This is a genomic window from Nocardia sp. NPDC049220 (assembly GCF_040647855.1).
Lineage (GTDB): Bacteria > Actinomycetota > Actinomycetes > Mycobacteriales > Mycobacteriaceae > Nocardia.
In genome coordinates, this window is sequence record NZ_JBEZDA010000001.1 from 1,190,912 (window position 1) to 1,212,633 (window position 21,722).

General features: G+C 66.8%; 18 protein-coding genes and 1 pseudogene. 11 read left to right on the forward strand and 8 right to left on the reverse strand.

Going from position 1 to position 21,722, the window contains the following annotated elements; all coding sequences use genetic code 11:
* Positions 1-4: 4 nt before the first annotated feature.
* From AB0C34_RS05285 to AB0C34_RS05310, 6 genes are all read left to right on the forward strand, one after another.
* Positions 5-2,212, forward strand: a complete 2,208-nt coding sequence (locus tag AB0C34_RS05285) for a hypothetical protein (protein ID WP_357067616.1) — start codon at positions 5-7, stop codon at positions 2,210-2,212.
* A 76-nt stretch (positions 2,213-2,288) separates the two neighbouring features.
* Positions 2,289-2,597, forward strand: a complete 309-nt coding sequence (locus tag AB0C34_RS05290; protein ID WP_357067618.1) for a transposase — start codon at positions 2,289-2,291, stop codon at positions 2,595-2,597.
* 37 nt (positions 2,598-2,634) lie between these two features.
* Positions 2,635-4,299, forward strand: a complete 1,665-nt coding sequence (locus AB0C34_RS05295) for a peptidoglycan DD-metalloendopeptidase family protein (RefSeq protein ID WP_357067620.1) — start codon at positions 2,635-2,637, stop codon at positions 4,297-4,299.
* Positions 4,296-4,937, forward strand: coding sequence for a hypothetical protein (locus AB0C34_RS05300; RefSeq protein WP_357067622.1), 642 nt, complete (start codon positions 4,296-4,298; stop codon positions 4,935-4,937). The genes AB0C34_RS05295 and AB0C34_RS05300 overlap by 4 nt, the downstream gene beginning before the upstream one ends.
* Positions 4,938-4,979: 42 nt before the next feature.
* Positions 4,980-6,815, forward strand: a complete 1,836-nt coding sequence (locus AB0C34_RS05305) for a TraM recognition domain-containing protein (protein WP_357067624.1) — start codon at positions 4,980-4,982, stop codon at positions 6,813-6,815.
* Positions 6,812-7,198, forward strand: a complete 387-nt coding sequence (locus AB0C34_RS05310) for a DUF4913 domain-containing protein (RefSeq protein ID WP_357067626.1) — start codon at positions 6,812-6,814, stop codon at positions 7,196-7,198. The genes AB0C34_RS05305 and AB0C34_RS05310 overlap by 4 nt, the downstream gene beginning before the upstream one ends.
* An 81-nt stretch (positions 7,199-7,279) precedes the next feature.
* Here AB0C34_RS05310 and AB0C34_RS05315 read toward each other — a convergent pair whose 3' ends face one another.
* Both AB0C34_RS05315 and AB0C34_RS05320 read right to left on the reverse strand, forming a co-directional pair.
* A complete protein-coding gene (locus AB0C34_RS05315; protein WP_357067628.1) occupies positions 7,280-7,831 on the reverse strand; it encodes a hypothetical protein in 552 nt (183 codons plus the stop codon).
* A gap of 413 nt (positions 7,832-8,244) precedes the next feature.
* Positions 8,245-9,138: a peptidylprolyl isomerase gene (locus tag AB0C34_RS05320; protein WP_357067630.1), complete on the reverse strand. Its 894-nt coding sequence runs from the start codon at positions 9,136-9,138 to the stop codon at positions 8,245-8,247.
* A gap of 139 nt (positions 9,139-9,277) precedes the next feature.
* On the opposite strand from AB0C34_RS05320, the gene hisS reads away from it, so the two are divergent.
* The 3 genes from hisS to AB0C34_RS05335 all read left to right on the forward strand — a co-directional run bounded on the left by hisS (position 9,278) and on the right by AB0C34_RS05335 (position 12,548).
* On the forward strand, positions 9,278-10,549 hold the full coding sequence (gene hisS / locus AB0C34_RS05325; RefSeq protein ID WP_357067631.1) for a histidine--tRNA ligase: 1,272 nt from the start codon (positions 9,278-9,280) through the stop codon (positions 10,547-10,549).
* 149 nt (positions 10,550-10,698) lie between these two features.
* Positions 10,699-11,346, forward strand: a complete 648-nt coding sequence (locus AB0C34_RS05330; RefSeq protein ID WP_357067633.1) for a hypothetical protein — start codon at positions 10,699-10,701, stop codon at positions 11,344-11,346.
* 191 nt (positions 11,347-11,537) lie between these two features.
* The gene (locus AB0C34_RS05335) at positions 11,538-12,548 is read left to right on the forward strand and encodes a malate dehydrogenase (protein WP_357067635.1); all 1,011 of its coding nucleotides are present in this window, start codon (positions 11,538-11,540) and stop codon (positions 12,546-12,548) included.
* Positions 12,549-12,619: 71 nt separating this feature from the next.
* Here AB0C34_RS05335 and AB0C34_RS05340 read toward each other — a convergent pair whose 3' ends face one another.
* From AB0C34_RS05340 to AB0C34_RS05355, 4 genes and pseudogenes are all read right to left on the reverse strand, one after another.
* Complete coding sequence (locus tag AB0C34_RS05340) at positions 12,620-13,699, reverse strand: 2-oxoacid:ferredoxin oxidoreductase subunit beta (protein WP_357067637.1); 1,080 nt, start codon at positions 13,697-13,699, stop codon at positions 12,620-12,622.
* Complete coding sequence (locus AB0C34_RS05345; protein WP_357067639.1) at positions 13,696-15,669, reverse strand: 2-oxoacid:acceptor oxidoreductase subunit alpha; 1,974 nt, start codon at positions 15,667-15,669, stop codon at positions 13,696-13,698. The genes AB0C34_RS05340 and AB0C34_RS05345 overlap by 4 nt, the downstream gene beginning before the upstream one ends.
* Before the next feature lie 118 nt (positions 15,670-15,787).
* Positions 15,788-16,805 (reverse strand): annotated as a pseudogene (locus tag AB0C34_RS05350) (Rv2578c family radical SAM protein).
* A 31-nt stretch (positions 16,806-16,836) separates the two neighbouring features.
* Positions 16,837-17,838: an NAD-dependent epimerase/dehydratase family protein gene (locus AB0C34_RS05355; RefSeq protein ID WP_357067641.1), complete on the reverse strand. Its 1,002-nt coding sequence runs from the start codon at positions 17,836-17,838 to the stop codon at positions 16,837-16,839.
* A gap of 203 nt (positions 17,839-18,041) precedes the next feature.
* On the opposite strand from AB0C34_RS05355, the gene AB0C34_RS05360 reads away from it, so the two are divergent.
* Together AB0C34_RS05360 and AB0C34_RS05365 are read left to right on the forward strand one after the other, a co-directional pair.
* Positions 18,042-18,371, forward strand: coding sequence for a type VII secretion target (locus tag AB0C34_RS05360; RefSeq protein ID WP_357067643.1), 330 nt, complete (start codon positions 18,042-18,044; stop codon positions 18,369-18,371).
* The gene (locus AB0C34_RS05365; protein ID WP_357067645.1) at positions 18,368-19,930 is read left to right on the forward strand and encodes a hypothetical protein; all 1,563 of its coding nucleotides are present in this window, start codon (positions 18,368-18,370) and stop codon (positions 19,928-19,930) included. The genes AB0C34_RS05360 and AB0C34_RS05365 overlap by 4 nt, the downstream gene beginning before the upstream one ends.
* A 78-nt stretch (positions 19,931-20,008) precedes the next feature.
* Here AB0C34_RS05365 and AB0C34_RS05370 read toward each other — a convergent pair whose 3' ends face one another.
* Positions 20,009-20,554 carry a hypothetical protein gene (locus AB0C34_RS05370; RefSeq protein WP_357067647.1) on the reverse strand — a complete coding sequence of 182 codons (546 nt, stop codon included), beginning with the start codon at positions 20,552-20,554 and terminating at the stop codon, positions 20,009-20,011.
* 118 nt (positions 20,555-20,672) lie between these two features.
* The gene (locus AB0C34_RS05375) at positions 20,673-21,599 is read right to left on the reverse strand and encodes a neutral zinc metallopeptidase (RefSeq protein ID WP_357067649.1); all 927 of its coding nucleotides are present in this window, start codon (positions 21,597-21,599) and stop codon (positions 20,673-20,675) included.
* Positions 21,600-21,722 lie beyond the last annotated feature (123 nt).

Consider the following 21,722-nt stretch of genomic DNA (forward strand, 5'->3'; position numbering starts at 1 on the left):
ATAGATGGCACGGGATTACGAGCCACCCGTACGGGACCGGGACGAGGCCGAACGCCGCAGGCGGCTCGAGCAGGCCGGACGGGACGAATGGGGACAGCGGCTGGAGCGGCCGCGACGCCCAACGCGGGAATCGGCGCGGGTGAGCGGCGAGGATCGGTCGGGCGTCGAGCCGTCCGACCGGGATCGGCGGGCCGCGCGAGAGGCCGCCGAGCGGCGTGCGCGCGCAGGCACTGGCCGATCCGACGGCGCGCGCTCCGAACGGACGCACGTCGACCGTTCCCGCGGTGAGCGCCCGTCCGCGGATCGCTCCCGTGCCGACGGCACCCGGACTCCCCGTCCGTCCCGCGACGCGGTCACCGAGCGGATGGCGCGGCCGGGACGTCCGGAACGAAACGGCGCCGGAACCGGCCGCGTGGCGCGGCCCGCGAAGGTCGACTACACGGCCGACCGCGCCATGGGCGCGGCGTATCCGGACAAGGCGGCCCGCCGCGCGAAGGCCCGGGCGGACCGGCGCAAACAGTCGGGTCCTCCGCTGCTCGATGACGCCACCCGCGCCAAGCTGGAGATGATCGCCCGGGAGGGCAGCGGCCTGCGAGCGGCGTGGGCACAGTTCCGGGTCCGTACCGACGACATCCGCCGCCGCAACTACGCCGCACGTGCCGAGCAGACGATTGAGGACGGATTCGACCGCAGCACAGCGCAACTCACCGACCGAGGCTATGCGGGCGCGGGGGGTGGCCGGATGAACGTGGTCGGACGTCCCGTCGAATACCGTGCTACCACCGCGCAAGTCGCGGGCCTGTGGCCGTGGTCGGTCGGTGCCGGCGCGCCGCTGATCGGTACGCCGCTCGGCTCGCACCTGCACACCGGCGCGCCGGTCTGCTTCGATCCGATGAACTGGTTCATGCGCGGCAGTTTCATCACCGCACCCAGCCTGTTCGTGCTCGGTCTCAATGGTTTCGGCAAGTCATCGCTGGTCCGCCGGATCGTGCTCGGCGGCATCGCGCAAGGCATTACGCCGCTGATCCTGGCGGATGTCAAACCGGATTACCGCAAGATGGTCGAGCTGGTCGGCGGCCAGGTGATCGACCTGGGGTATGGGCACGGCAAGCTCAATCCGCTCGCCGCGGGGGTGCTGGGCGCGGTCGTACCGCGCCTGGAAGACCATCCTGCCCTGCAACTTCAGGTATTGCAGGACCTGCGGGCCCGGCAGGTGACGCTCATCGCCGGTCTGGTCGAACTGGTTCGTGGCGACCGCGTCCGCGACTATGAGGAGACGCTGATCTCGACCGCGCTGCGCATCCTCTACAAACCGGGCAGCGGGTTCGCGCCGGACCAGCCGCCGATCATGGACAACCTGCTCGAGGTGATCGTCGGCGGTGGCGATGAGCTGATGTTGGACGCGGGCGCCGACAACCCGGGCGAGTATCAGAATGCGATCAAAGGCTTGCGGCGTTCGCTGCGTGCGCTCACCCAGGGCCCGTTCGGCGCGGTGTTCAACGGCCAGACCACCGTGCCGATCGACACCAGCGCCGTCGCGGTGTGCATGGACGTCTCGCATATCCCGACCGGTGACAAGAAGCTCAAGGCCGCCGTCATGTTGGCCTGTTGGGCGGACGGCTTCGCCTCCGTCGAGGCCGCACACGTTCTGTCGGATGCGAATCTGGGCCCGCAGCGCTATTTCCAAGTGGTGATGGACGAGCTGTGGCAGGTGCTCGGTCTCGGCGACTTCATGGTCGACCGCGTCGACGAGCTCACTCGACTGCAGCGTGGCATCGCCACCGCGCTGATCATGATCAGCCATACGATCAAGGACCTGCAAGCGCTGGGATCGGAAGCCGCCATCGCCAAGGCGCTCGGCTTCCTCGAGCGCGCGCGCGCGAAGATCTTCGGCGCCCTGCCCGCCGAGGAGATCAAACGCCTCGACAGCACGATTCCGTTCACGTCCGCCGAGGAGGAGATGGTGACCGGATGGTCCGCGCCGCAGGCATTGACCGGAGAGGCGCTGAAACCGGGCCAGCAGCGGCCTTCGCCGCCGGGAACAGGTAAGTTCCTGCTGAAGATCGGTGAGGACCGCCGGCCCGGCATCCCGTTCCACATGGAATTCACGCTGTCGGAGAAGGAAAGCGGAATCCACGACACCAACCAGCGGTTCAGCGAATTCACCGAATCGACGTCGCGGGGAACGGATTCGCCAGGGAGTGCCGCATGAGATATCAGTGGAGACGTGATGCGGGATCCGGTCGCGGCGGGACGCGGCGTGTGACCGCCGGTGGGGGGTGCGCCGCATGATGCCGCACCGGTCCTATCGCCGCGTCTCGCCAGAGGTACGCGAGGCCGCTGTCCAGCAGGCGATGGCGCTCACGGCCAAACTACGCAGCGAATCGGAGGCCTGTCGCGTGGTCGCCGAACAGATCGGTGTGCACACGAATTCGGTACGGAATTGGGTGCGCGCGGCCGAAGGTCCCAGTCTGGAACGTTTGGACGCGACCGCACTGCGGCGAAAGGTCGCACTGCTACAACAGCAGTTGGCGGCCGCCGCCGAGATGAACCGCACCCTGGCCGACACGCTCAACGAAGCCCGGCGCCGGACGTGACGCACGCCTGCCCGCGGCACGGCGCCGAGGTGCGGCGGTGAGTGGTAAGACGGTGCTGTGGTCCGCGCTCGGAGCGGTGCTCGGTCTCCTGACCATCGTGCTCGTCATCATCATGCCCGCGGTGGACGACGCGTGTGAAGGAGCCCCGGTGCTGGGTTCGCAGTCGGTACTGCCGCCGCTCGGCGGATACGCTCCCGGTGACTCGCGGGTCGCCGCGACGGGCAAGCCTACTGTCACACAGACCAATCCGACCGCGACCGCGACACCGTTGCTTGCCGCGGGGAGCGGTCCACTGCGTCGTACGCTGCCGCTGGCCGTCGGAACCTTCAGCGTGTCGGATACTTTCGGCTCGCGGGGCGGCGTGCACAGGGGCGTCGACCTGGCCGCGGTCGACGGGACCCCGATCTACTCCGTGTCCGATGGTCGCGTCGTCGCCGCCGGTCCCGCGTCGGGTTTCGGAAACTGGATCGTCATCGACTCGACGGACACCAACGGCCGCTCGTACTCGGCGGTCTACGGGCATATGTGGAGTTCGGGTGTACTGGTCCGGGTCGGCGACACGGTGCGGGCGGCGCAGCTCATCGGCGCGGTCGGCTCCGCGGGCGAATCCAGCGGTCCGCACCTGCATTTCGAGATCGTCCCGGGCGGCCGGTTCACCGGGGGCCGCCAGATCGACCCGCTGCCCTGGCTGGGCGGAGCCCCCACGCCGGATGTCGGCGGCGCGCATGCTTTCTCCAGCGATCCGCGGTGCAGTCTCGGGTTCGGCACCGCCGGGGGCGCGCTCGCGGCGGGAAAGGTTCCGCCGGAACTGGAGATCTGGTATCGCCGTGCCGGTTCGATCTGCCCGCAGATCACGCCGTCGTTGCTCGCCGCGCAGGGTAGGCAGGAGTCGGGTTTCCGGCGCGGTGCGATCTCACCCGCTGGTGCGCAGGGGCTGGCGCAGTTCCTGCCCAGTACCGCGGTGAGCACCAATCCGGACGATGGACGGCCCTATGTGATCGACGCCGACGGCAATGGCATGGCCAGCCTGTGGGACGACGGCGACGCGATCATCGGCCAGGGCCGCTACATGTGCGCGATCGCGCACAAAATCCTGGGGTGGCAATCCGAGGGAAAGGTACAGGGCGATGTCGTCGCGCTGACCTTGGCCGCCTACAACGCGGGCGAAGGGGCGGTGCTCGCCTCGGGCGGCATGCCGAATCAGGTTGCGGCACACTACGCTGAGACCCAGCCATACGTCAAGAACATCCTGGCGATGGAAGCCCAGTACCGTGCGCCTGGGTCGCTCGGCCGATTCACACCGGGGGAGGGCTCGAACGGTGACCAGATCGTCGAGGCCGCGCACGAGTGGCTCGGCACGCCGTATGTATGGGGCGGTGGCGGGCCGCAGGGGCCCAGCGGTGGCGGTCTGGACGGTCCCGGGCTGACCTCGGCGGCGGTGTTCGCGGCCTCCGCAGGCACGGTGACACTGCCGCGCACGGCCGAGCAACAGTGGGAGACCGGTGTTGAGGTGTCGATGAGCAGAGTGCGGCCGGGTGACCTGGTGTTCAGCTCATTCGGGCCACGTGGGCCCGCGCAGGTCGGCATCTACGCCGGAGACGGACGCATGATCCAATCAGTGCCCGGCGCGGATGTGCGGTCGCGTGGCGGTGTCTCGGACATCGCGGTCCCTGGGGACGGACGGGCGAGGAGGGTGCTGTGAATGGTCATGGTCACGTCGCGCCGGAACACACGGCGGCGACACTGCCGCAGTGCCCCCCGATGCCGCTAGCCTGGACAGACAAGGCAAATGCCCGCACGAAACTGGTGGTGATGCTGGTGCTGAGCGTCGCGATGCTCGGCGCGGCCTGCGGTCGTGGAGACCGTGCGGACGCGGAACCCGATGGGGCGCACCCGGCTACGTCGACAACCCGATTGCTCGAGGGTGTCCCCGCCCCCGACCCGGTGACGCCCGATGGCGTCGCCGTCGCGGCGCTGCGGGAGATCTACACCTGGGAACCGGCCATCGAAAATCCGGGTGCTTCCTTGAATCGCGCACGGAAGTTTCTCGGCCCCAGCCTGATTCGTATGCTGGATGGCGCGCCGACCGGGTTGGAGACGCCGAAGGCGACATTGCAGTGGGCGGACTGGGGGAAGGCAGGGGCGCGCGTGGAGGCGTTCACCTTCGCCTCCGGCGAAAAGGCGCCGAACACCACCGACCCGAACATCCAGCAATTCAAAATCGGGATCGAGCAGACCGTCGCCCTCCCCAACGGGCGCAAGGAGTCGTTGCCGCCGGCGACGGTGATCGCCACCGTCGTTCGCACGCCCGACGGCTGGCGGCTCGACGCGTTCCGCTGACCACACGCATTCCCACCGGACGGCTCGACCCAGGAGGCAAACATGGCGAAGAAGAAAAAGGTCACAGATCCGGCCGTGCCCGATCCGGATGCCGTCCTGATTCTGACCTACGCCGGCTTCGCTATCTTCGGAACCCTGTGGCTCGCGGTGCATCTGGGTAACCTGCTCGCGGGCAGTCCACAGCACATCCCGATCAACCCGATCGCCATCGTCGCCGGCCTCGCCAGGGGCAAGCTGCAATGGCCCGGGGCGGCCACGGTGATCGTGCTGCTGGTGATCCTGAGCGTGGTCGCCTACCTCGTGATCGGCAAAGAGCTGAAGAAGCGGCGCAGCAAGGGCAGGCTGCCGGTCGACGACAAGGCAGACGTGATGGGCTACGGTGGCGCGATCTCGATGCTCACCGAGGCGGGGGTCCGGGCGAAGGCCGAACAGCTCGGCGTGCGACTCGGATACGACGACATACCCGGCGTCCCGATCGGGATGGGTGTCGCTGACGGGGTGATGCTGTATGGCTCCTACGAAGATCTGCATCTGGACATCTGGGGCCCGCGTCAGGGCAAATCGACCTCCCGGGTGATCCCGGCGATCCTCACCGCGATCGGACCGGTGCTGGCGACCTCGAACAAGCGCGACGTGGTGGACGCCACCCGGGACGTCCGGGAGGCCAAAGGAAGTCCCACTTTCGTCTTCGACCCGCAGGGCGTCGCCGGCGAGGCGCCGACCTGGTTCTGGGATCCGCTGTCCTGGGTGGATGCCCGCCGCGAGGGCTGCGAGATGCGCGCGGCGCGGCTGGCCGGGCACTTCGCCGACGGCGACGACGGCAGCGACAGCAAGACCGACGCGTTCTTCGATCCGGAGGCCGAGGACCTGCTCGCCGGACTATTCCTCGCCGCCGCCGTCGGCGACGGCAATGGCAGCAGACCGATTGTCCAGGTGTGGGAGTGGGTGACCAACCCGCAGGACACCGAGCCCATCGAACTCCTCCGCGCCGCGCGCCACCACTACACGGCCTCCGGTCTGTCCTCCCAGTACAACAGCGATCCGCGCACCCGTAGCGGCATCTTCGGCACCGCGAAGAAGATGGTCCGCTGCCTCAAGTTGTCGAACGTGCATCCGTGGATCACCCAGGGCGGAGATCGCCGGGAGTTCGACGAGTTGGAGTTCCTGGAGCACAACGGAACTCTCTACAGTCTCTCGCTCGAGGGCCGCGGCTCGGCTGCCCCGCTGGTGAGCGCGCTCACCGAAGCAGTGGTGGATGTCGCGATGCGCAAGGCCTCGCAGTCGGCGGGCGGGCGACTGGCGATTCCGTTGCTCGCGGTACTGGACGAGGCCGCGAACGTCGTGCGCTGGAAGGATCTGCCGAAACAGTACAGCCACTTCGGTTCGCGCGGCATCGTGGTGATGACAGTGTTGCAGTCCTGGGCGCAAGGGGTTCGCTGTTGGGGTGAAAGCGGCATGAACGCCTTGTGGGCGGCGGCGAACATCAAGGTGCTCGGCAGCGGCGTCGACGACACCAAGTTTCTGCAGGAGCGATCCGACGTCCTCGGCGAATACGACTCGATCTCCCAGTCGATGTCGGAATCCAAAGGAGGCAAGAGTTATTCGCGTTCGCTCGGCTCCTCCAAGACCTTCTCGGTCAACGGCCTCGCCACGCTGCCGCGCGGCCGGATCATCGTGTTCCCGTCCGGTGCGCCGCCAGTGCTCGTCCGGACCGTGCCCTGGTGGGAAGGCGAGTACGCTGCCGAGGTGAAGAAGTCCATCTCACACCATGATCCGCAGCGTAAGACGGAAATCACGGACCTGATCGGTGCCCCCTCGTTGAGCAAAGGGACACCACCGCCCGAGTACGGACAGATCGAGGAGGCTCGGCCGCTGTGACCGAACAGCAGCAACAACCGATGATCTACGCGAGTGTGGTGGAGTTCGTCGAAAACTATCTCAGCGTGGTCTACCGGCGTCAGGTCACCGATCTCAGCGACACGGTGTGGTGCCCGGAGTGGTGGCAACACGCCGAGGCGGTCGCGCGTCTGGACGCGTTGTGGCGGGCATGGGAGCACTACCGTCTGGACCCACGGACCGGATTGAGTGTCTGGTTCCTGGATCACGCGGACCAGCACATGTCGAAGCTCTTCGACCCCAAGGGGCCGTTCAAATACTGCAGTGTGCGCAATGGTCACAAGGACATGCTCAGTCCGCTGCCGTTGAAATCGCCGCAACACGGCATGTTCGGTGATCCTACGGTCGGTGACTTCGGTCTGTGACCGTCTGCTAGGCAGCGGTTCGCGCAGCTGCCCACCAAGGCGAACGCCCGCTGGGAAACCAGCGGGCGTTGTGTTGTTCTGTTATTGTCTCGAGCGCTCCAGACCGCGGCCTTCCTGGTCCTTGGCCCTTGTCACCGAGGGCGCCTCGTCTGCCCGGGCGCGTACGGCCTCGCCCGGCGGCTGCGCCTGGCCCACCTCGATCAGCATCCGGACCGCGGCAAGTTCCGGCGCGACGCCCATCTTGGCGAGATGGGCGGCGATCGCCATGCGGCGTTCCGGGGAGTCGTACCGCAGCGCGGGTTTAGCGTTCGCGGCGGCGTTCGCAGCCATGCGGGTGGCCTCGGCTTGCGCGGAGAAGCGGTCTTTCTCCAGTGACACGCCCTTCTCCGCGAGCGGCTTCTCGATCAGCCGAGACAGTTCCGCATTGCGCGGATCCTTGGCTTTCGCGTCGCGCGCCTCGCGGATCTGCATCTCCCTGGCCTCTTTGGCGCGGGCTTCGGTGAGCTTCGCTCGCGCTTCGGCTTCTTTCTGACCACGCTCGCGGGTCCGCAGCGCGACGAGCGTCGCAAGCTGCAACATAGTCCTCATCATGGCCGCAGTTTCACGGCCGATGTCATCCAGTTCCTCGGACATGGCTGCTCCCCGATGCTGCAGTGATCACTGTGGATGATTGTGGTGCTTCGTCACGGACACCGCCATGCGAACTGTAGTCCGTAGGCGGTGCCCCATCTGCAAACGCGGACACCAGGAGGACTTGTGGCGCGGACTCCCCCAGGGGATTGCCTGCTAGGGAAGGCTGCGCTATGGGAACTCCTTGGTTCGAGATTACCTGACAAAGGTCGACATAATCGCACGAGCGCGCCAGCGTATCGGCATATATCGCACAATTCCGGCACACCTCCGAACTCCCCGGATGATCTTCTGATTTAGGGCATGCTTACCGCAGAGAGTGGCCGATCCGTGCGGCGTGGCATCGATCGGCCACAGGCCCGGTACGACGCGGGCCCGCCGCCGAATTCTCGGCGGCGGGCCCGCGTGTTCGACGATCAGCGGTCGATTCGTACCGACTGGATCGTGACCGGCTGTTTCGGCTTGCCGTCGTCGGGGCCATTCGAATCGTCCTGGCCGATCTGGGCGATCTTGTCGAGGGTGCCGAGGCTGTTCTCGTCCACCGTGCCGAAGATCGTGTACTGCGGCGGCAGTTGGGAATCTCCATAGACGATGAAGAACTGGCTGCCATTGGTGCCGGGGCCGGCGTTGGCCATGGCGAGCACACCGCGCTTGTAGGCGATCGGTGTACTGGTCGCCGGATCGTCCTGCGCGTACTGATCGGTCGGGTACTCGTTGTCGAATTCATAACCGGGACCGCCGGATCCGGTGCCGGTCGGGTCGCCGCACTGCAACACCTTCAGCATCTCGCTCGCGGTCATCCGATGGCAGGCGGTGCCGTCGAAGAAGTTCTGCGAAGCCAGGCTGACGAAACTGTTCACGGTGCAGGGCGCCGCGGCGTTGTTCAGCATCAGCCCGACCGGGCCCTGGCTGGTCTCCATACTGACGCTTACCTCGGCGTCGACGCCGGTGGTCGGGATACCGTCACCCTTCGGCTTGGCCACCTGCTTGCCCGCGGCCTTGGCGCCATCGCGGTAGACGCAGTCGACCTTCGCCGGCTTCGCCTTCGCGGCAGGCGGCGCCGCGGGGGCCGGGGAATTGGACAGTGACGCGGAATCGGACAGTGCAGCGTCGGTGGCTGTGGAGTTGTTGCCGTCTTCCCCGCGAGTCAGGAAATACACCCCGGTGACGGCGGCGACTACCACGACTACACCGAGCACCGAGCCGGCGATCGTGAGTTGCTTGCGCCGTTGCGCCCGTTGCGCCCGATGGGAGAGCTGGCGCTCCAGCTTGCGTTTCGCCGCTGCTCGTCGCTGTTCGTTGCTCGGCACTACCACGTTCCTCCCGTATCCGATGACATCGGGATAAGAGTGTGCCATTTCTTCCTGAGACTGCTCCGCATCCTTCCTGAGAGTCGGTTCGGTAAACCGGTTGGACTTCGCGGGGCGTGGTGGTGGAAACTGGAGCATCGTGACCAAGACCAGCAGCTTCTCCGCCCCGAAGGGGGTACCGGACTACGTGCCACCCGGCTCGGCCGAGTTCGTCGCGGTGCGCGACGGCCTCATCCGTGCCGCCCGACTGGCCGGGTACGGGCATATCGAGCTGCCGGTCTTCGAGGACACCGCGTTGTTCGCCCGCGGCGTCGGCGAGTCGACCGACGTGGTCACCAAGGAGATGTACACCTTCCCTGACCGGGGCGATCGCAGCGTCACCCTGCGACCCGAGGGCACCGCAGGGGTGATGCGCGCGGTCATCGAACACGGACTCGACCGTGGTCAGCTCCCGGTGAAGCTGGTCTATTCCGGTCCGTTCTTTCGCTACGAGCGGCCACAGGCGGGCCGCTACCGGCAGTTGCAGCAGGTCGGTATCGAGGCGATCGGCATCGATGACCCGGCATTGGACGCCGAGGTGATCGCCATCGCCGACAGTGGATTCCGTGGACTCGGGCTAGAGGGGTTCCGGCTCGAGATCACTTCACTCGGCGATGAGACATGTCGTCCGCAGTACCGGGAGCTGCTGCAAGAGTTCTTGTTCGGTCTGCCGCTCGACGAGGAGACCACACGCCGCGCCCAGCTCAATCCGCTACGCGTCCTCGATGACAAGCGGCCCGAGGTGCGTGCGATGACAGCGGATGCTCCGCTGATGATCGATCACCTCTCGGAGTCGGCCAAGGCGCAGTTCGAGCAGGTGCTCGGGCACCTGGACGCGCTCGGGGTGCCGTATGTGGTGAACCCACGCATGGTGCGCGGTCTCGACTACTACACGAAGACCACCTTCGAGTTCGTGCACGACGGTCTCGGCGCGCAATCCGGCATCGGTGGCGGCGGTCGCTACGACGGGCTGATGGCCGAACTCGGCGGTCAGCCGCTGTCTGGTATCGGTTTCGGCCTCGGTGTCGACCGCACGATGCTCGCGCTGCGGGCAGAGGGCAAGTCGGTGGGTAGCCCGGCGCGCTGCGATGTGTTCGGTGTGCCACTGGGCGATGCCGCCAAACATCAGTTGGTCGTGCTGGCCGGGCAGTTGCGGGCCGCGGGCGTCCGAGTCGATCTCGCCTACGGCGGTCGTGGCGTGAAGGGCGCGATGAAGGCGGCCGACCGGTCCGGCGCGAAGCTCACCCTGGTGCTGGGCGACCGCGATCTCGCGGAGAACACCATCGGGCTCAAGGACATGGTGACCGGCGAGCAACGGCAGGTTCCGCTGGACGAGGCGGTCGGGGTGATCCGCGAGTCGCTTGCCGGCTAGCCGCGGCATCGACACCGGCGACACCACCGAATTCGGGGTTCTGGTGACGGTGTGCGGGGTACCCGTGACAACGAACGCACCGCTCGCCAGTCGGTCGGCACGGTAGCGTAACCGCAAACGACCGGCGCCTCGGTCGGGAAGGCGGAGCAGTGTCGACGAATTCTGGTGACCAGCACGCGGTTGCGCCGGTAGGACTCGATCTGGTCGCGCCCGAGCTGTACGCACCGATGCTACGCAAACTTGCGCTGGCCGCGTGGGGCATCGGGATCGGGGCGGCGTTGCTGGCTGCCACCGTGGTGAACTGGCCGATCGCCGCTGCCATCGGTATCGCCGTCGGCGCACCGACCGTGCTCTACGCCATCGCTGTGCGCCGGCGGCGAATGTGGTTGACGGGAACGACAATTCATGCGCGCAAGCTGCTCGGTGAACGCCAGCTGGAGATCTCGGCGGCGACCGGCGTCGAGGTGCTGGTGTTCCCGGCCCGGGTGAGTCGCATCGTCCTCCGGGTCACCGTGGGGGAGGTCTCGCAGATAATCCCGCTGGCCATGTATACCGATGCAGGCAGCGGGCGTGAGCTGCACCTGCTCGGTCTACGCCGACTGGCCGACGCACTCGCCGCCAGTCACTTGGCCACGGCGGTAGCGGTTGCTGCGATGCTGACGCACCAATTGCGGGCCGAGGCGCGCGACGCCGGACTGGAAGAACGGCCGCTGTATCGCGCCGTGCAGCTCGCGCGTGCCAAAGACATGGTGTCGCCGATCGTGCTGACCGACACCGAGGTCGCCACGCTCGGCTGACCGGATGCCCGTCAGCAGTATGGACTTGCTCGGTCGGGTCGGTTGTTTCCGGCCAAGTAGGCCGACGACACCGCACATTCGGGTCTGGCGCTGCACGATCGGATTACTGTCGTGTCACTCACCACCCGGTTCGTGAGCTCTTCGAGTCGATAGGGTGGGCACCGAGAGTCCGCCTACCGCAGGGAGTTGTCGTGAGCACCGCCGCTGGGACCGCGCCCGTGACTGTCGCCGTGACCGGAGGCGCCGGCCAGATCGCGTACAGTCTGCTGTTCCGTATCGCGGCCGGCGCGATGCTCGGCGCCGACACGCCGGTGCGGCTGCGGCTGGTCGAGATCCCCGCCGCGGTGGCCTCGCTGGAGGGTGTCGCGATGGAGCTGGCGGACGGTGCGTTCCCACTGCTGGAGTCCATTGAGATCAGCGATGATCCGTGGACCGGTTTCGCGGGTGTCGACATCGCGGTACTGGTCGGGGCGCGTCCGCGGACCGCGGGGATGGAGCGCTCGGATCTACTCGCCGCCAATGGCACGATCTTCGCGGAGCAGGGCGCGGCGATCAACGCCAGCGCCGCTGACGACGTGCGGGTGCTGGTGGTCGGAAACCCGGCCAATACGAACGCATTCATCGCGATGAGCAACGCTCCCGATGTACCCGCCGAGCGTTTCACCGCATTGACCCGTCTCGACCACAACCGCGCCATCGCCCAGTTGGCCATGCGGACCGGCGCGCCCGTCGCCGATATCGCCCGCGTCGCAATCTGGGGCAACCACTCCGCGACCCAGTATCCGGACATCGCGCACGCCACTGTCGCGGGCGGTCGCGCCCTCGACCGCGTCGGCGATCGCGCCTGGCTGACCGACGACTTCATCCCCACGGTGCAGCAGCGCGGCACTGCCATCATCCGAGCTCGCGGCGCGTCATCGGCGGCCAGCGCGGCCGGCGCGGCTATCGACCACATCCACGACTGGGTGCGTGGCACCAAGGAGGGCGATTGGGTGTCCATGGCCGTCCCGTCGGACGGGTCCTACGGCGTGCCGGAGGGACTGATCAGTTCCTTCCCGGTGACGTGTAGGAACGGTGACTACACGATCGTGCCGGAACTGAGCATCGACGATCTCGCCCGTGCCCGCATCGACGCCTCGATCGCGGAGTTGGCGCAGGAGCGCGACGCCGTCATCGACCTCGGATTCGCCAAGCGCGTCTGACACATCGTCGAGCTGGCGCGAATCCGCGCGCGCCCCGCGCCGCGCGGATCCATTCGCTCCGGCCGGCGTGCCTAGTCGATCGTCCAGGTTTCGCGTCCGCTGAGCAGCGACTGCAGTGATATCGGACCGATCGGGTCGCGGTCGCGGGCCACCTCGGTCTGGGCACGCACCGCGTCATCGTAGGTGGGCCGTGCGACGCGGCGGAAGATACCGGTGACCACGTGCCCGAGATCCTGGTCGGACAGCCGCGACAGCGCGTAGGCGTACTCCGGGTTTTCGGCGTAGGCATCGTGTATCACGATGTCGCACTCCGCGACGCTGTCTGCGCGGGCCACCTGCAGCCCGAACCCTTTTCGTACGACCGCGTATTGGTCCCCGGTGCCGAAGCGGATGGGCTCGGCGTGCCGCAACGGGATGAGGTGGTCCGCGGCGCTCTCGCGCCGAAGCACGTCGAACGAGCCGTCATTGAAGATCGGGCAGTCTTGCAGGATCTCTACGAACGAGGTGCCACGATGTTCGGCGGCCGCGCGCAGCACTTCGGTGAGTCCCGCGCGGTCGGAATCCAGGGCGCGGGCCGCGAAAGTCGCCTCGGCGCCCAGCGCGACCGACAGGGTGTTGAACGGGTGGTCCACCGAGCCCATCGGCGTGGACTTGGTGACTTTGCCCTGCTCCGAGGTCGGAGAGTACTGGCCCTTCGTCAGCCCATAGATCCGGTTGTTGAACAGCAGAATCGTCATGTTCACGTTGCGACGCAACGCGTGGATGAGATGGTTGCCTCCGATCGACAGCGCGTCGCCGTCTCCGGTCACCACCCAGACCGACAGATCGGGGCGGCTGACCGCGAGCCCGGTGGCGATCGCGGGCGCGCGACCGTGGATGGAGTGGATTCCGTAGGCCTCCAAGTAGTACGGGAAGCGGCTCGAGCAGCCGATCCCGGAGACGAACATCAGGTTTTCCCTGCGCAACCCGAGTTCGGCGAGGAAACCGCGCACGGTCGCCAGGATCACGTAGTCACCGCACCCGGGGCACCAGCGCACCTCCTGATCAGAGGTGTAGTCCTTCGCTTTCTGCGGTCCGTCTGCCGACGGCACCCCGGATACCCCGGTCAGGCCAAGGTCGCTGCCGACAAGCGAGGTTTCGACGATGGTCATTCGGTACCCCCGATGTTCGGCTCGGCGCACGGTTGTGGACGGACCTTGTCCGACCCCGTTCGATAGGTGGCCTGCGCCCGCGCGGCGAAGGCCTTGTGCTGTTCCATCTCCGCGATCGATCCGTCGCGTGCGGCATCGATCACTCCGACCAGCTCCTGGGCGGAGAACGCTGTGCCCGCGATCTTCGTCCACGGCTGCACGTCGACCAGGTATTTCCCGCGTAGCAGCAGAGCCAGCTGGCCGCCGTTCATCTCCGGCGCGACCACGGTGCGGTAGCGTCGGAGCACGTCACCGAGGTTTGCCGGCAACGGATTCAAATACCGTAGGTGCGCTTGGGCGACCGGTACGCCCCGGCGGCGTACGCGGCGGCACGCCTCACCGATCGGACCGTAAGAGCTGCCCCAACCGATCAGGAGCAGTTCGGCCTGAGCCTCCGGGTCGTCCACCTCGAGATCGGGGACTCCTATCGTGTCGATTTTGGCCTGCCGCAACCGCACCATGAGTTCATGGTTGGCCGGGTCGTAGGAGATGTTGCCGCTGCCGTCCGCCTTCTCCAGTCCGCCGATACGGTGTGCCCGGCCCCTGGTGCCCGGGACGGCGAGCGGACGCGCCAGCGTTTCCGGGTCGCGGGCATAGGGCTGGAATGGATCGGCGTCATCGCCTTCCGGCTCGAACGCGGGGTCGATCGGTGCCAGTTCGTCGACACGGGGAATCGACCACGGTTCCGAACCGTTCGCGATCGCGCCGTCGGACAGCAGCAGGACCGGCGTGCGATAGGTGAGCGCGATCCGCGCCGCCTCCACCGCGGTGGCGAAACAGTCGGCGGGGGAGCGGGGCGCGAGCACCGCCACCGGGGACTCGCCATTGCGGCCGTAAAGTGCCTGCAAGAGGTCGGCCTGCTCGGTCTTGGTCGGCAGGCCGGTGGACGGTCCGCCGCGCTGCACGTCGATCACCACCAGCGGCAACTCCGTCATCACCGCGAGGCCGATGGTTTCGCTTTTGAGTGCGAGGCCGGGCCCGGAGGTGGTGGTGACACCGAGCCCGCCGCCCAGGGCAGCGCCGAGGGCGGCCCCGATTCCGGCGATCTCGTCCTCGGCCTGGAAGGTCGTGACGCCGAAGTTTTTGTGCTTGCTCAGCTCGTGCAGGATGTCCGAGGCGGGGGTGATCGGGTATGTCCCGAGGAAAACCGGCAGCCCCGCGAGCTGCCCTGCCGCGACCAGGCCGTAGGCGAGCGCGGTATTGCCGGTGATCTGGCGGTAGGTTCCCGGCGGGAGCCTGGCGGGCGCGATCTCGTAGGTGGTGGCGAAGGTCTCGGTGGTCTCGCCGTAGTTCCAGCCCGCGCGGAAAGCCAACACGTTCGCCTCGGCGATCTCCGGTTTGGCGGCGAACTTCTCGCGCATGAACTGCTCGGTGCCGCCAATCGGGCGCCCGTACATCCAGGACAACAGACCGAGCGCGAACATGTTCTTCGCGCGTTGGCCGTCCTTCTTGCCGACGCCGGTCGATTCGGTGGCGCCCAGGGTGAGCGAGGTCATAGGTACCCGGTGCAGCACGAAATCCGACAGCGTGTCGTCCTCGAGCGGATCGGCGGCGTAGCCGACCTTCGAGAGAGTGCGCTTGGTGAACTCGTCGGTGTTGACGATGACGGTGGCGCCGCGTGGCAGATCCCCCAGGTTCGCCTTCAGTGCGGCGGGATTCATCGCCACCAGCACGTCGGGCTGGTCACCCGCGGTGAGGATGTCGTAGTCGGCGATCTGGATCTGGAACGACGAGACACCCGGCAACGTGCCCTGCGGCGCTCTGATCTCGGCCGGAAAGTTGGGCTGGGTTGCCAGATCGTTGCCGAACGCCGCGGCCTCGTGGGTGAAGCGATCGCCGGTCAGCTGCATGCCATCGCCGGAGTCTCCGGCGAACCGTATGACGACCTTTTCCAATTTCGCTGTGCCGACATCACTTTGGTGCGAAACCATGTACCTGCTTCACTTCCTCGTTGATGAGAGGTGCCATCGCCAAACTACTCCGTCGAGCATGGTGTGTGCCCCCAGAGCGAGTGGACCGACGAGAATCGGAAAACCGATGGTGGGGGCGTCAAGCGAACAATGCCAGCTGTAGGCCGTCCGTGTGTGCAGTTTCGGATTGTGTCTCGGGTTCTGCGGTTTTGCGTGGCGTCAGGCCGTGCGCGGCCAGTAGCGGATCGACGCGCTCGCGTAGCCAGGTCGAGTATTCCGGCGTTACGTACGCGCCGCGGCCGTAGAGCCGGCGATAGCGGGGCAGCAGGTCCGGGTGGTGTTCGGCCAGCCAAGTCAGGAACCAGCCCCTGGTGCTGCCGCGCAGATGCATCGGAAACGCGAACGGCCGAGCCGGCCCCGGCCGCGGCGATGGCGCCGAAGAGCGCGTCCAAGTGTGCGTGGCTGTCGGTGAGCAAGGGAATCACCGGCGCGACCATGACATGCACCGCGAATCCCGCGTCGGTGAGCGCGCGCACCAGATCAAGCCGGGCCCGGGGCGAGGGCGTGCCGGACTCCAGGCCGAGGTGCAGGTCCTGGTCGAGGATCGCGATGGACACGGCGAGGCCGACTCGCACCTCGCGGGCGGCCTGCGTGAGCAACGGCAGATCGCGGCGCAGCAGCGTGCCCTTGGTCAGGATCGAGAACGGGGTGCCAGAGTTTGTCAGCGCGTGAATGATGCCCGGCATGACCCGATATCTTCCCTCTGCGCGCTGATACGGGTCGGTATTGGTGCCCAGCGCGACCGGCTCACGATGCCAGGATGGCTTGTTCAACTCTGTGCGCAGTACCGCCGCGATATTCGTCTTCACGATGATCTGCGCGTCGAAGTCCCGCCCCGCGTCCAGGTCCAGATACTCGTGGGTGCTGCGTGCGAAACAGTATCGGCATGCGTGCGAACAGCCGCGCATCGGATTGACCGTCCAGCGGAACGGCAGGTTTGCGCCCTCGGGTATCCGGTTCAGCGCGCTCTTGCACAGCACCTCGTGAAACGTGATGCCGTCGAACTCGGGTGTCCTGACGGTGCGGACGAAACCTGCCCGGGACAGCCCGGGCAGCGCGCCGTCCTCGGCGTTCACGGTTTGGCTTTGCCATCGCACTCGTTCAGTCGAACATGTGTTCTAGTTGCTGTCAAGTAATTCGGGACGGCCCAGGCATCGTCCGGGTCGGATCGGCGAAGAAGGTGACCAGGTCGCGGACGGTCTCGTTGAGGTGACGTGGACGGTAGCCCAGTTCGAGTTCGGCTTTGCTGTGGTCCACGATCGGTGCCGATATCAGCGCGCCGACCGCGGCCTTGGAGACGATGTCGGAATCGAACAACTTGCCGATCGGTGCGAGCATCGGGATGATTCCAGCCACCACTTTGGCGGGAATGGCGAACTTTGGCCCTTTTCTGCCGCCGTGGCGTGCGGCGAGCCTGCACAAGTCGAGCATCGAGATCATTGATCCGCCGAGTAGATAGTTCTCGCCGGTGCGGCCCAGTTCCCCGGCCAGCAGCAGGCCGTTGGCCACATCGCGGACGTCGACCAGATCGAAGCCTCCGCCGATGATGGCAGGAACCCTGCCCTGGGCCGCGTCGTAGAGGGTGCGGTTGATTCTGGACAGTGGCTTGCTGTAGTCCACGGGGCCGAACACGCCGGAGGGGTTGCACAGCACAGCGTCCAGGCCTCGGTCGATCGTCTTGCGTAGCGCCTCCTCGCCCGCCCACTTCGAGCGGTCGTACACCGGAAGTGTCGGGTCGGTCGACCGGGGTGAACTCTCGTCGATCCGGCCGCCGCAGCTGTACTGGTCGAACGCGTGAATCGAGCTGGCATGCACCATCCGGCGCACGCCGACGGTCAACGCGGCCTCGGCGACCACGCGCACGCCTTCGGTGTTCACTCGCCACGCCAGGTCGTTCTTCTCGGCGAGGGTGATCACCGCGACCAGGTGATACACGATCTCGGCCTCGGCCAATGCGGCGTGCATCGACGCTGGATCGAGCACGTCGCCGTGTACCCAGGTCACATTTGGTGGCATTGCCGTGTCGGGGACTGTTCGGTCGATGGCGGTGACCTCGTGGCCGCGCTCTGTGACGAGGCGAATCAGATTCGTGCCAAGGTAGCCGGCTGCGCCGGTCACTGCGACCTTCATGACACCGAGAATATAGAACTTGTTCTAATTTGCAACACGTTCCAATTTTGCGCGGACGTCCTGCGTTAGGGCTCGAAACCTGGCGCTGACGTCCGCTATATTGGGCCGAACCGTAGCGGCCCAGCCGATTCGGCAGGGAACAAGCAGGTCGCGACGAAGTTCATGACACAGCTGTTCACAACAATTTTTTGGGGGGCAACTCGATGAGTGATCTCTCGGTGGAGACCGAAGCGGTCCGGGCGTTCGCTGCCACCAACGCGGGCATCGCCGACGATCTCGCGGGGGCCGGAAATTTCGATGCGGTACGCAACGTCTCCGCGCTGGTTCCCGTGTTCGGTCTGATCGGCGCCGACTATCTTGCCATGTTCGCTGCTGCCCAGGTGCTGCAAGCCGAGGACATCAACGATCTGTCGGCCAAATACGCCAAGCTCTCCCAGTCGGCGTTCAGCGCTGCCAGTGCCTACGAGGTTACCGACTGGTCCACCGCCGGCGCGCTCGGATCCGCTACCGGCCAGATCGGTGGCGTGCTATGAGACCACTGGACAGCGGCGTCATCGCGCCGGCGGACGAGGCCGTCGCGCACGCGGCCGAGCAGAACAGCGATATGGGTCGGCAGACCGTGCTCGACGCACTGCAGCACTCGCCCGCGCACGCGGTGCTCGACCTTCCGCTACCACAACTGCCCGACGATCTGCCGCCTATCGAACCACCCGCATTCGTGTTGTCGCGCAAGATCTCCGAGGATCAGACCTCGGTCGGCGCCGTTCCTGCGAGCCTGCCTGGCGGGAACGGTCCGGACGGTCCAGGTGTTCCGGACGAGATCTCCACGCTGCTCGGCGACACGGGCGCGGCGATCGGCCAGGTCGCTGCCCCGGTGGTCGAGGCTGCCCAGGGTGTATTGAGCGGTACGTTCGCCGACGCGCCGAGCGCGGTCTCCGCCGCGGCGAGCCAGGCCGCGAACTCGGGACAGGCGGTGTTGCCGCCGCTGCCCGCCGACCCGGTCACCGCGCTGATGCAGGGCATCGCGCTGCCCGCGCTGCCGGGCGTGGATGTGCTCATGAAGCCGCTCCTCGATCTGCTCGGCAGCTTCGGCACCGGTGTCATCGGCGTGTTCGATCCGACGGCGATCCTCAGTCAGTCATCCCAGGTCATCGAGATGGCCATGCAGGTGGGCAAGGGCAGTATGGCCACCGTCGACCAGGTCTGGCAGAGCCAGGCCGCCCGCAACGCGCAGGTCGCGGGTCAGCAGGCGAACGCCGAAGGTCACGAGACCAGTCGGCGTGGCATCGATATCGCCGAGCTCACCCAACGTGCCGCCACCGTCGTACAGCAGGGCAATGCGCAGCTGCTGGGCATCGCCGCGGCATTCGCCACCCAGGCGACCGCGCTGGCACCAGTGATCCTGACCCCGCCGGCGCAGGCAACGCTGATCGCCGCGGCCACCGAGCACCTCGGCCATGCCGTGGGCGTTGTCAATGCCACCCGCGGTGATTTGGCGGGCAAGACCGCCGAACTCGGCAATGCGGTGCAGCAACTGGTCGGATCCGGGGGCGGCCCGGCGCCGCAGGAAGTCGCGCAGGCGCTGGCACAGAACGTCGGCCAACCGATCCTGGAACAGGCCCAGTCGACCGCGGATACCGTCACCCAGGCGGCCGGCCTGAATTCGTCCGCACCGGGAACCCCGAGCCATCCCTCGACCACACCGTCGTCGGTGCACACGCCGCACAGCCCGAGCATCGGTCACGGCGGGCCGACAGGTATCCCCGGTCGGGCAGGAACATCGCGCGCACCGTCGGCGCCCAAGCCCACCGGCCTGCCGGGCACCACGGTTTCGTCGACCAAACCGGTTGCCGCCGCATCGTTCGGTCCCGGAGCCACCCCTGCCGGCGCCAACAGTTTCCTGGGCGGCCCCGCCGCCGCGGCCGGGCAGCGGAGCACTGAAGACGAGCATTCGCGCACAGTGCAGCCATATCTGAGCCCGACCGGCAATGACGACCTCACCGGTCCCCTCGGGGAGTCCACGCCGAACGTCATCGGCGCGACACACGCTGACGAGATCATCAGTTTCGACTACGAGCAGGATCAGTTCTAGCTCGGCACAACAGTCAACCGCGCGATTCGGTCCGAACGGTTGATGCCGTTCGGACCGAATCACGCTCAGCTGTGCGTGTCAGTCGCCCTGAATGAATGCGTCGAGCAGCTTCGTGTAGAGGTCGGTGAAGCGCTTGCGCGAGGCCACCTGTTCGGCGCCGAGCCCGTCGGTCGCCTCGGGTGCGTAGACAATGAGGTGCACATCCTCATTCGGCGACTGCGACATGTAGTCGATGATTCGGCTGGTTCGGTCGGTGACATTCGCCATGCCGAGGTCCGCGGCCGCCAGCGATCTGGTCTCCGCCAGCGCCGCGGTCAGCACCTCCGGGGGAATGCGGCCGTCGACCCGCTTCGGCGGGGCATCGGGCCCGCGATCGGCGGCAACGGCGTCGGGACTCTTGACCGCCTTCCCGTCGGCGAATACCTCCAGCTGTGGACGCAGATCCATCCGGTCCTCCCAGCCGTCCGGGATTGTCGTCAGGGTGAGCAGTGCCAGTGACGCGGCCACCGAAGGCAACGCACTGGGTAGCGGCGGCCGGTCAGGGTTCGGCTCGGCCGCGGCGGTGCCTACGCCCACCGCGAGCGCCAGCATCGCAACCAGGACAACCGCTGTCGTTTTTCGCATCAATCCAATCTTCCGGTATGACCCGTGTTCGCGTGTGGCACAGGTGAACTGTCGTCGATCATGACAGAGTCAGGCGGGTGCACTGTGCAGTCGAGACGAATTGTGCCGTCGATCGAAATCACCGCAGGGCGGGTGGATTGTTCAGGTCCTGGGCCGAATAGGTGTCACAGGCGCGCACTTCGCCGGTTTTATAGCCGGTGAGGAACCACTTCTGCCGCTGCTCGGACGACCCATGCGTCCATCCTTCGGGATTGACCCTGCCGCGGGCCGCGCGCTGAATCCGGTCGTCGCCGACCGCCGATGCCGCCGAGAGCGCGTCGCGAATGTCCTTGTCCGACAGCGGTTTCAGGAACGGCTGGCCACCACCGGGCGCGGGCAGCTTGTCCGCGAAGTGCGCCCAGAGTCCCGCGTAACAGTCGGCCTGCAGTTCGGTGCGCACCGCGCCGGATTCCGGGCCGCGCGGATCCCGTTGTGCGCGGCCGATATCGCCGAGTTGGTTCTGGATGTGATGACCGATCTCGTGCGCCACCACGTATTCCTGTGCGAGCGGACCGCCGCTGGAACCGAAACGGTCCACCAGTTCCTGAAAGAAGCTCGTGTCGAAGTAGGCGGTCCGATCCGCCGGGCAGTAGAACGGGCCGATGGAACTGGTGGCGTTACCGCAGCCGGTCGAGGTGGCGCCGGAGAACAGTACGACTTTCGGTTGCGCGTACCGCTTGCCGGTCTGCTTCGGCAGTTCGGTGGACCACACGGCGTCCAGGCTCTGCGCGGTGAGCACGACCCGACAGTCGAGGTATTTGTTGGCGTCCGCGCCGGTCTTGCAGTGGCTCGGCGTGCCTGCCGTGCCCGGTTGCGTCTGACTCTGGTCTTGTGCGCCGGTGAAGTTGCCGAGGACCGAACCGGGGTCACCACCCAGCAGCAGGGTCAGCACCAGAACGATGAGACCGCCGGCGCCGCCGCCCAGCGCGATCTTGCCGCCCATACCGGGGCCACCGCCGGACGACACCCGATCAGGGTCGATCTGCATGCCCTCGTTGAAGGTCATCGTTGTCGCTTTCTCGTTGGTGGTCGCGCACAGCGTTCGGTTCCGGCCCTCGCCGATACAGCTTGGCACGCTCGTGGCGACATCGGTTTCCACTCGGCGAATGTGTCTCACTACGATGGACCC

What these genes read in the sequence shown, in the direction of transcription:
- AB0C34_RS05345 (WP_357067639.1), bottom strand. Translation starts at nt 15,669, where the DNA reads ATGGTTTCGCACCAAAGTGATGTCGGCACAGCGAAATTGGAAAAGGTC.
- AB0C34_RS05305 (WP_357067624.1), top strand. Translation starts at nt 4,980, where the DNA reads ATGGCGAAGAAGAAAAAGGTCACAGATCCGGCCGTGCCCGATCCGGAT.
- AB0C34_RS05375 (WP_357067649.1), bottom strand. Translation starts at nt 21,599, where the DNA reads ATGACCTTCAACGAGGGCATGCAGATCGACCCTGATCGGGTGTCGTCC.
- AB0C34_RS05315 (WP_357067628.1), bottom strand. Translation starts at nt 7,831, where the DNA reads ATGTCCGAGGAACTGGATGACATCGGCCGTGAAACTGCGGCCATGATG.
- AB0C34_RS05365 (WP_357067645.1), top strand. Translation starts at nt 18,368, where the DNA reads ATGAGACCACTGGACAGCGGCGTCATCGCGCCGGCGGACGAGGCCGTC.
- AB0C34_RS05290 (WP_357067618.1), top strand. Translation starts at nt 2,289, where the DNA reads ATGATGCCGCACCGGTCCTATCGCCGCGTCTCGCCAGAGGTACGCGAG.
- AB0C34_RS05360 (WP_357067643.1), top strand. Translation starts at nt 18,042, where the DNA reads ATGAGTGATCTCTCGGTGGAGACCGAAGCGGTCCGGGCGTTCGCTGCC.
- AB0C34_RS05355 (WP_357067641.1), bottom strand. Translation starts at nt 17,838, where the DNA reads ATGAAGGTCGCAGTGACCGGCGCAGCCGGCTACCTTGGCACGAATCTG.
- AB0C34_RS05340 (WP_357067637.1), bottom strand. Translation starts at nt 13,699, where the DNA reads ATGACCATCGTCGAAACCTCGCTTGTCGGCAGCGACCTTGGCCTGACC.
- AB0C34_RS05285 (WP_357067616.1), top strand. Translation starts at nt 5, where the DNA reads ATGGCACGGGATTACGAGCCACCCGTACGGGACCGGGACGAGGCCGAA.
- AB0C34_RS05370 (WP_357067647.1), bottom strand. Translation starts at nt 20,554, where the DNA reads ATGCGAAAAACGACAGCGGTTGTCCTGGTTGCGATGCTGGCGCTCGCG.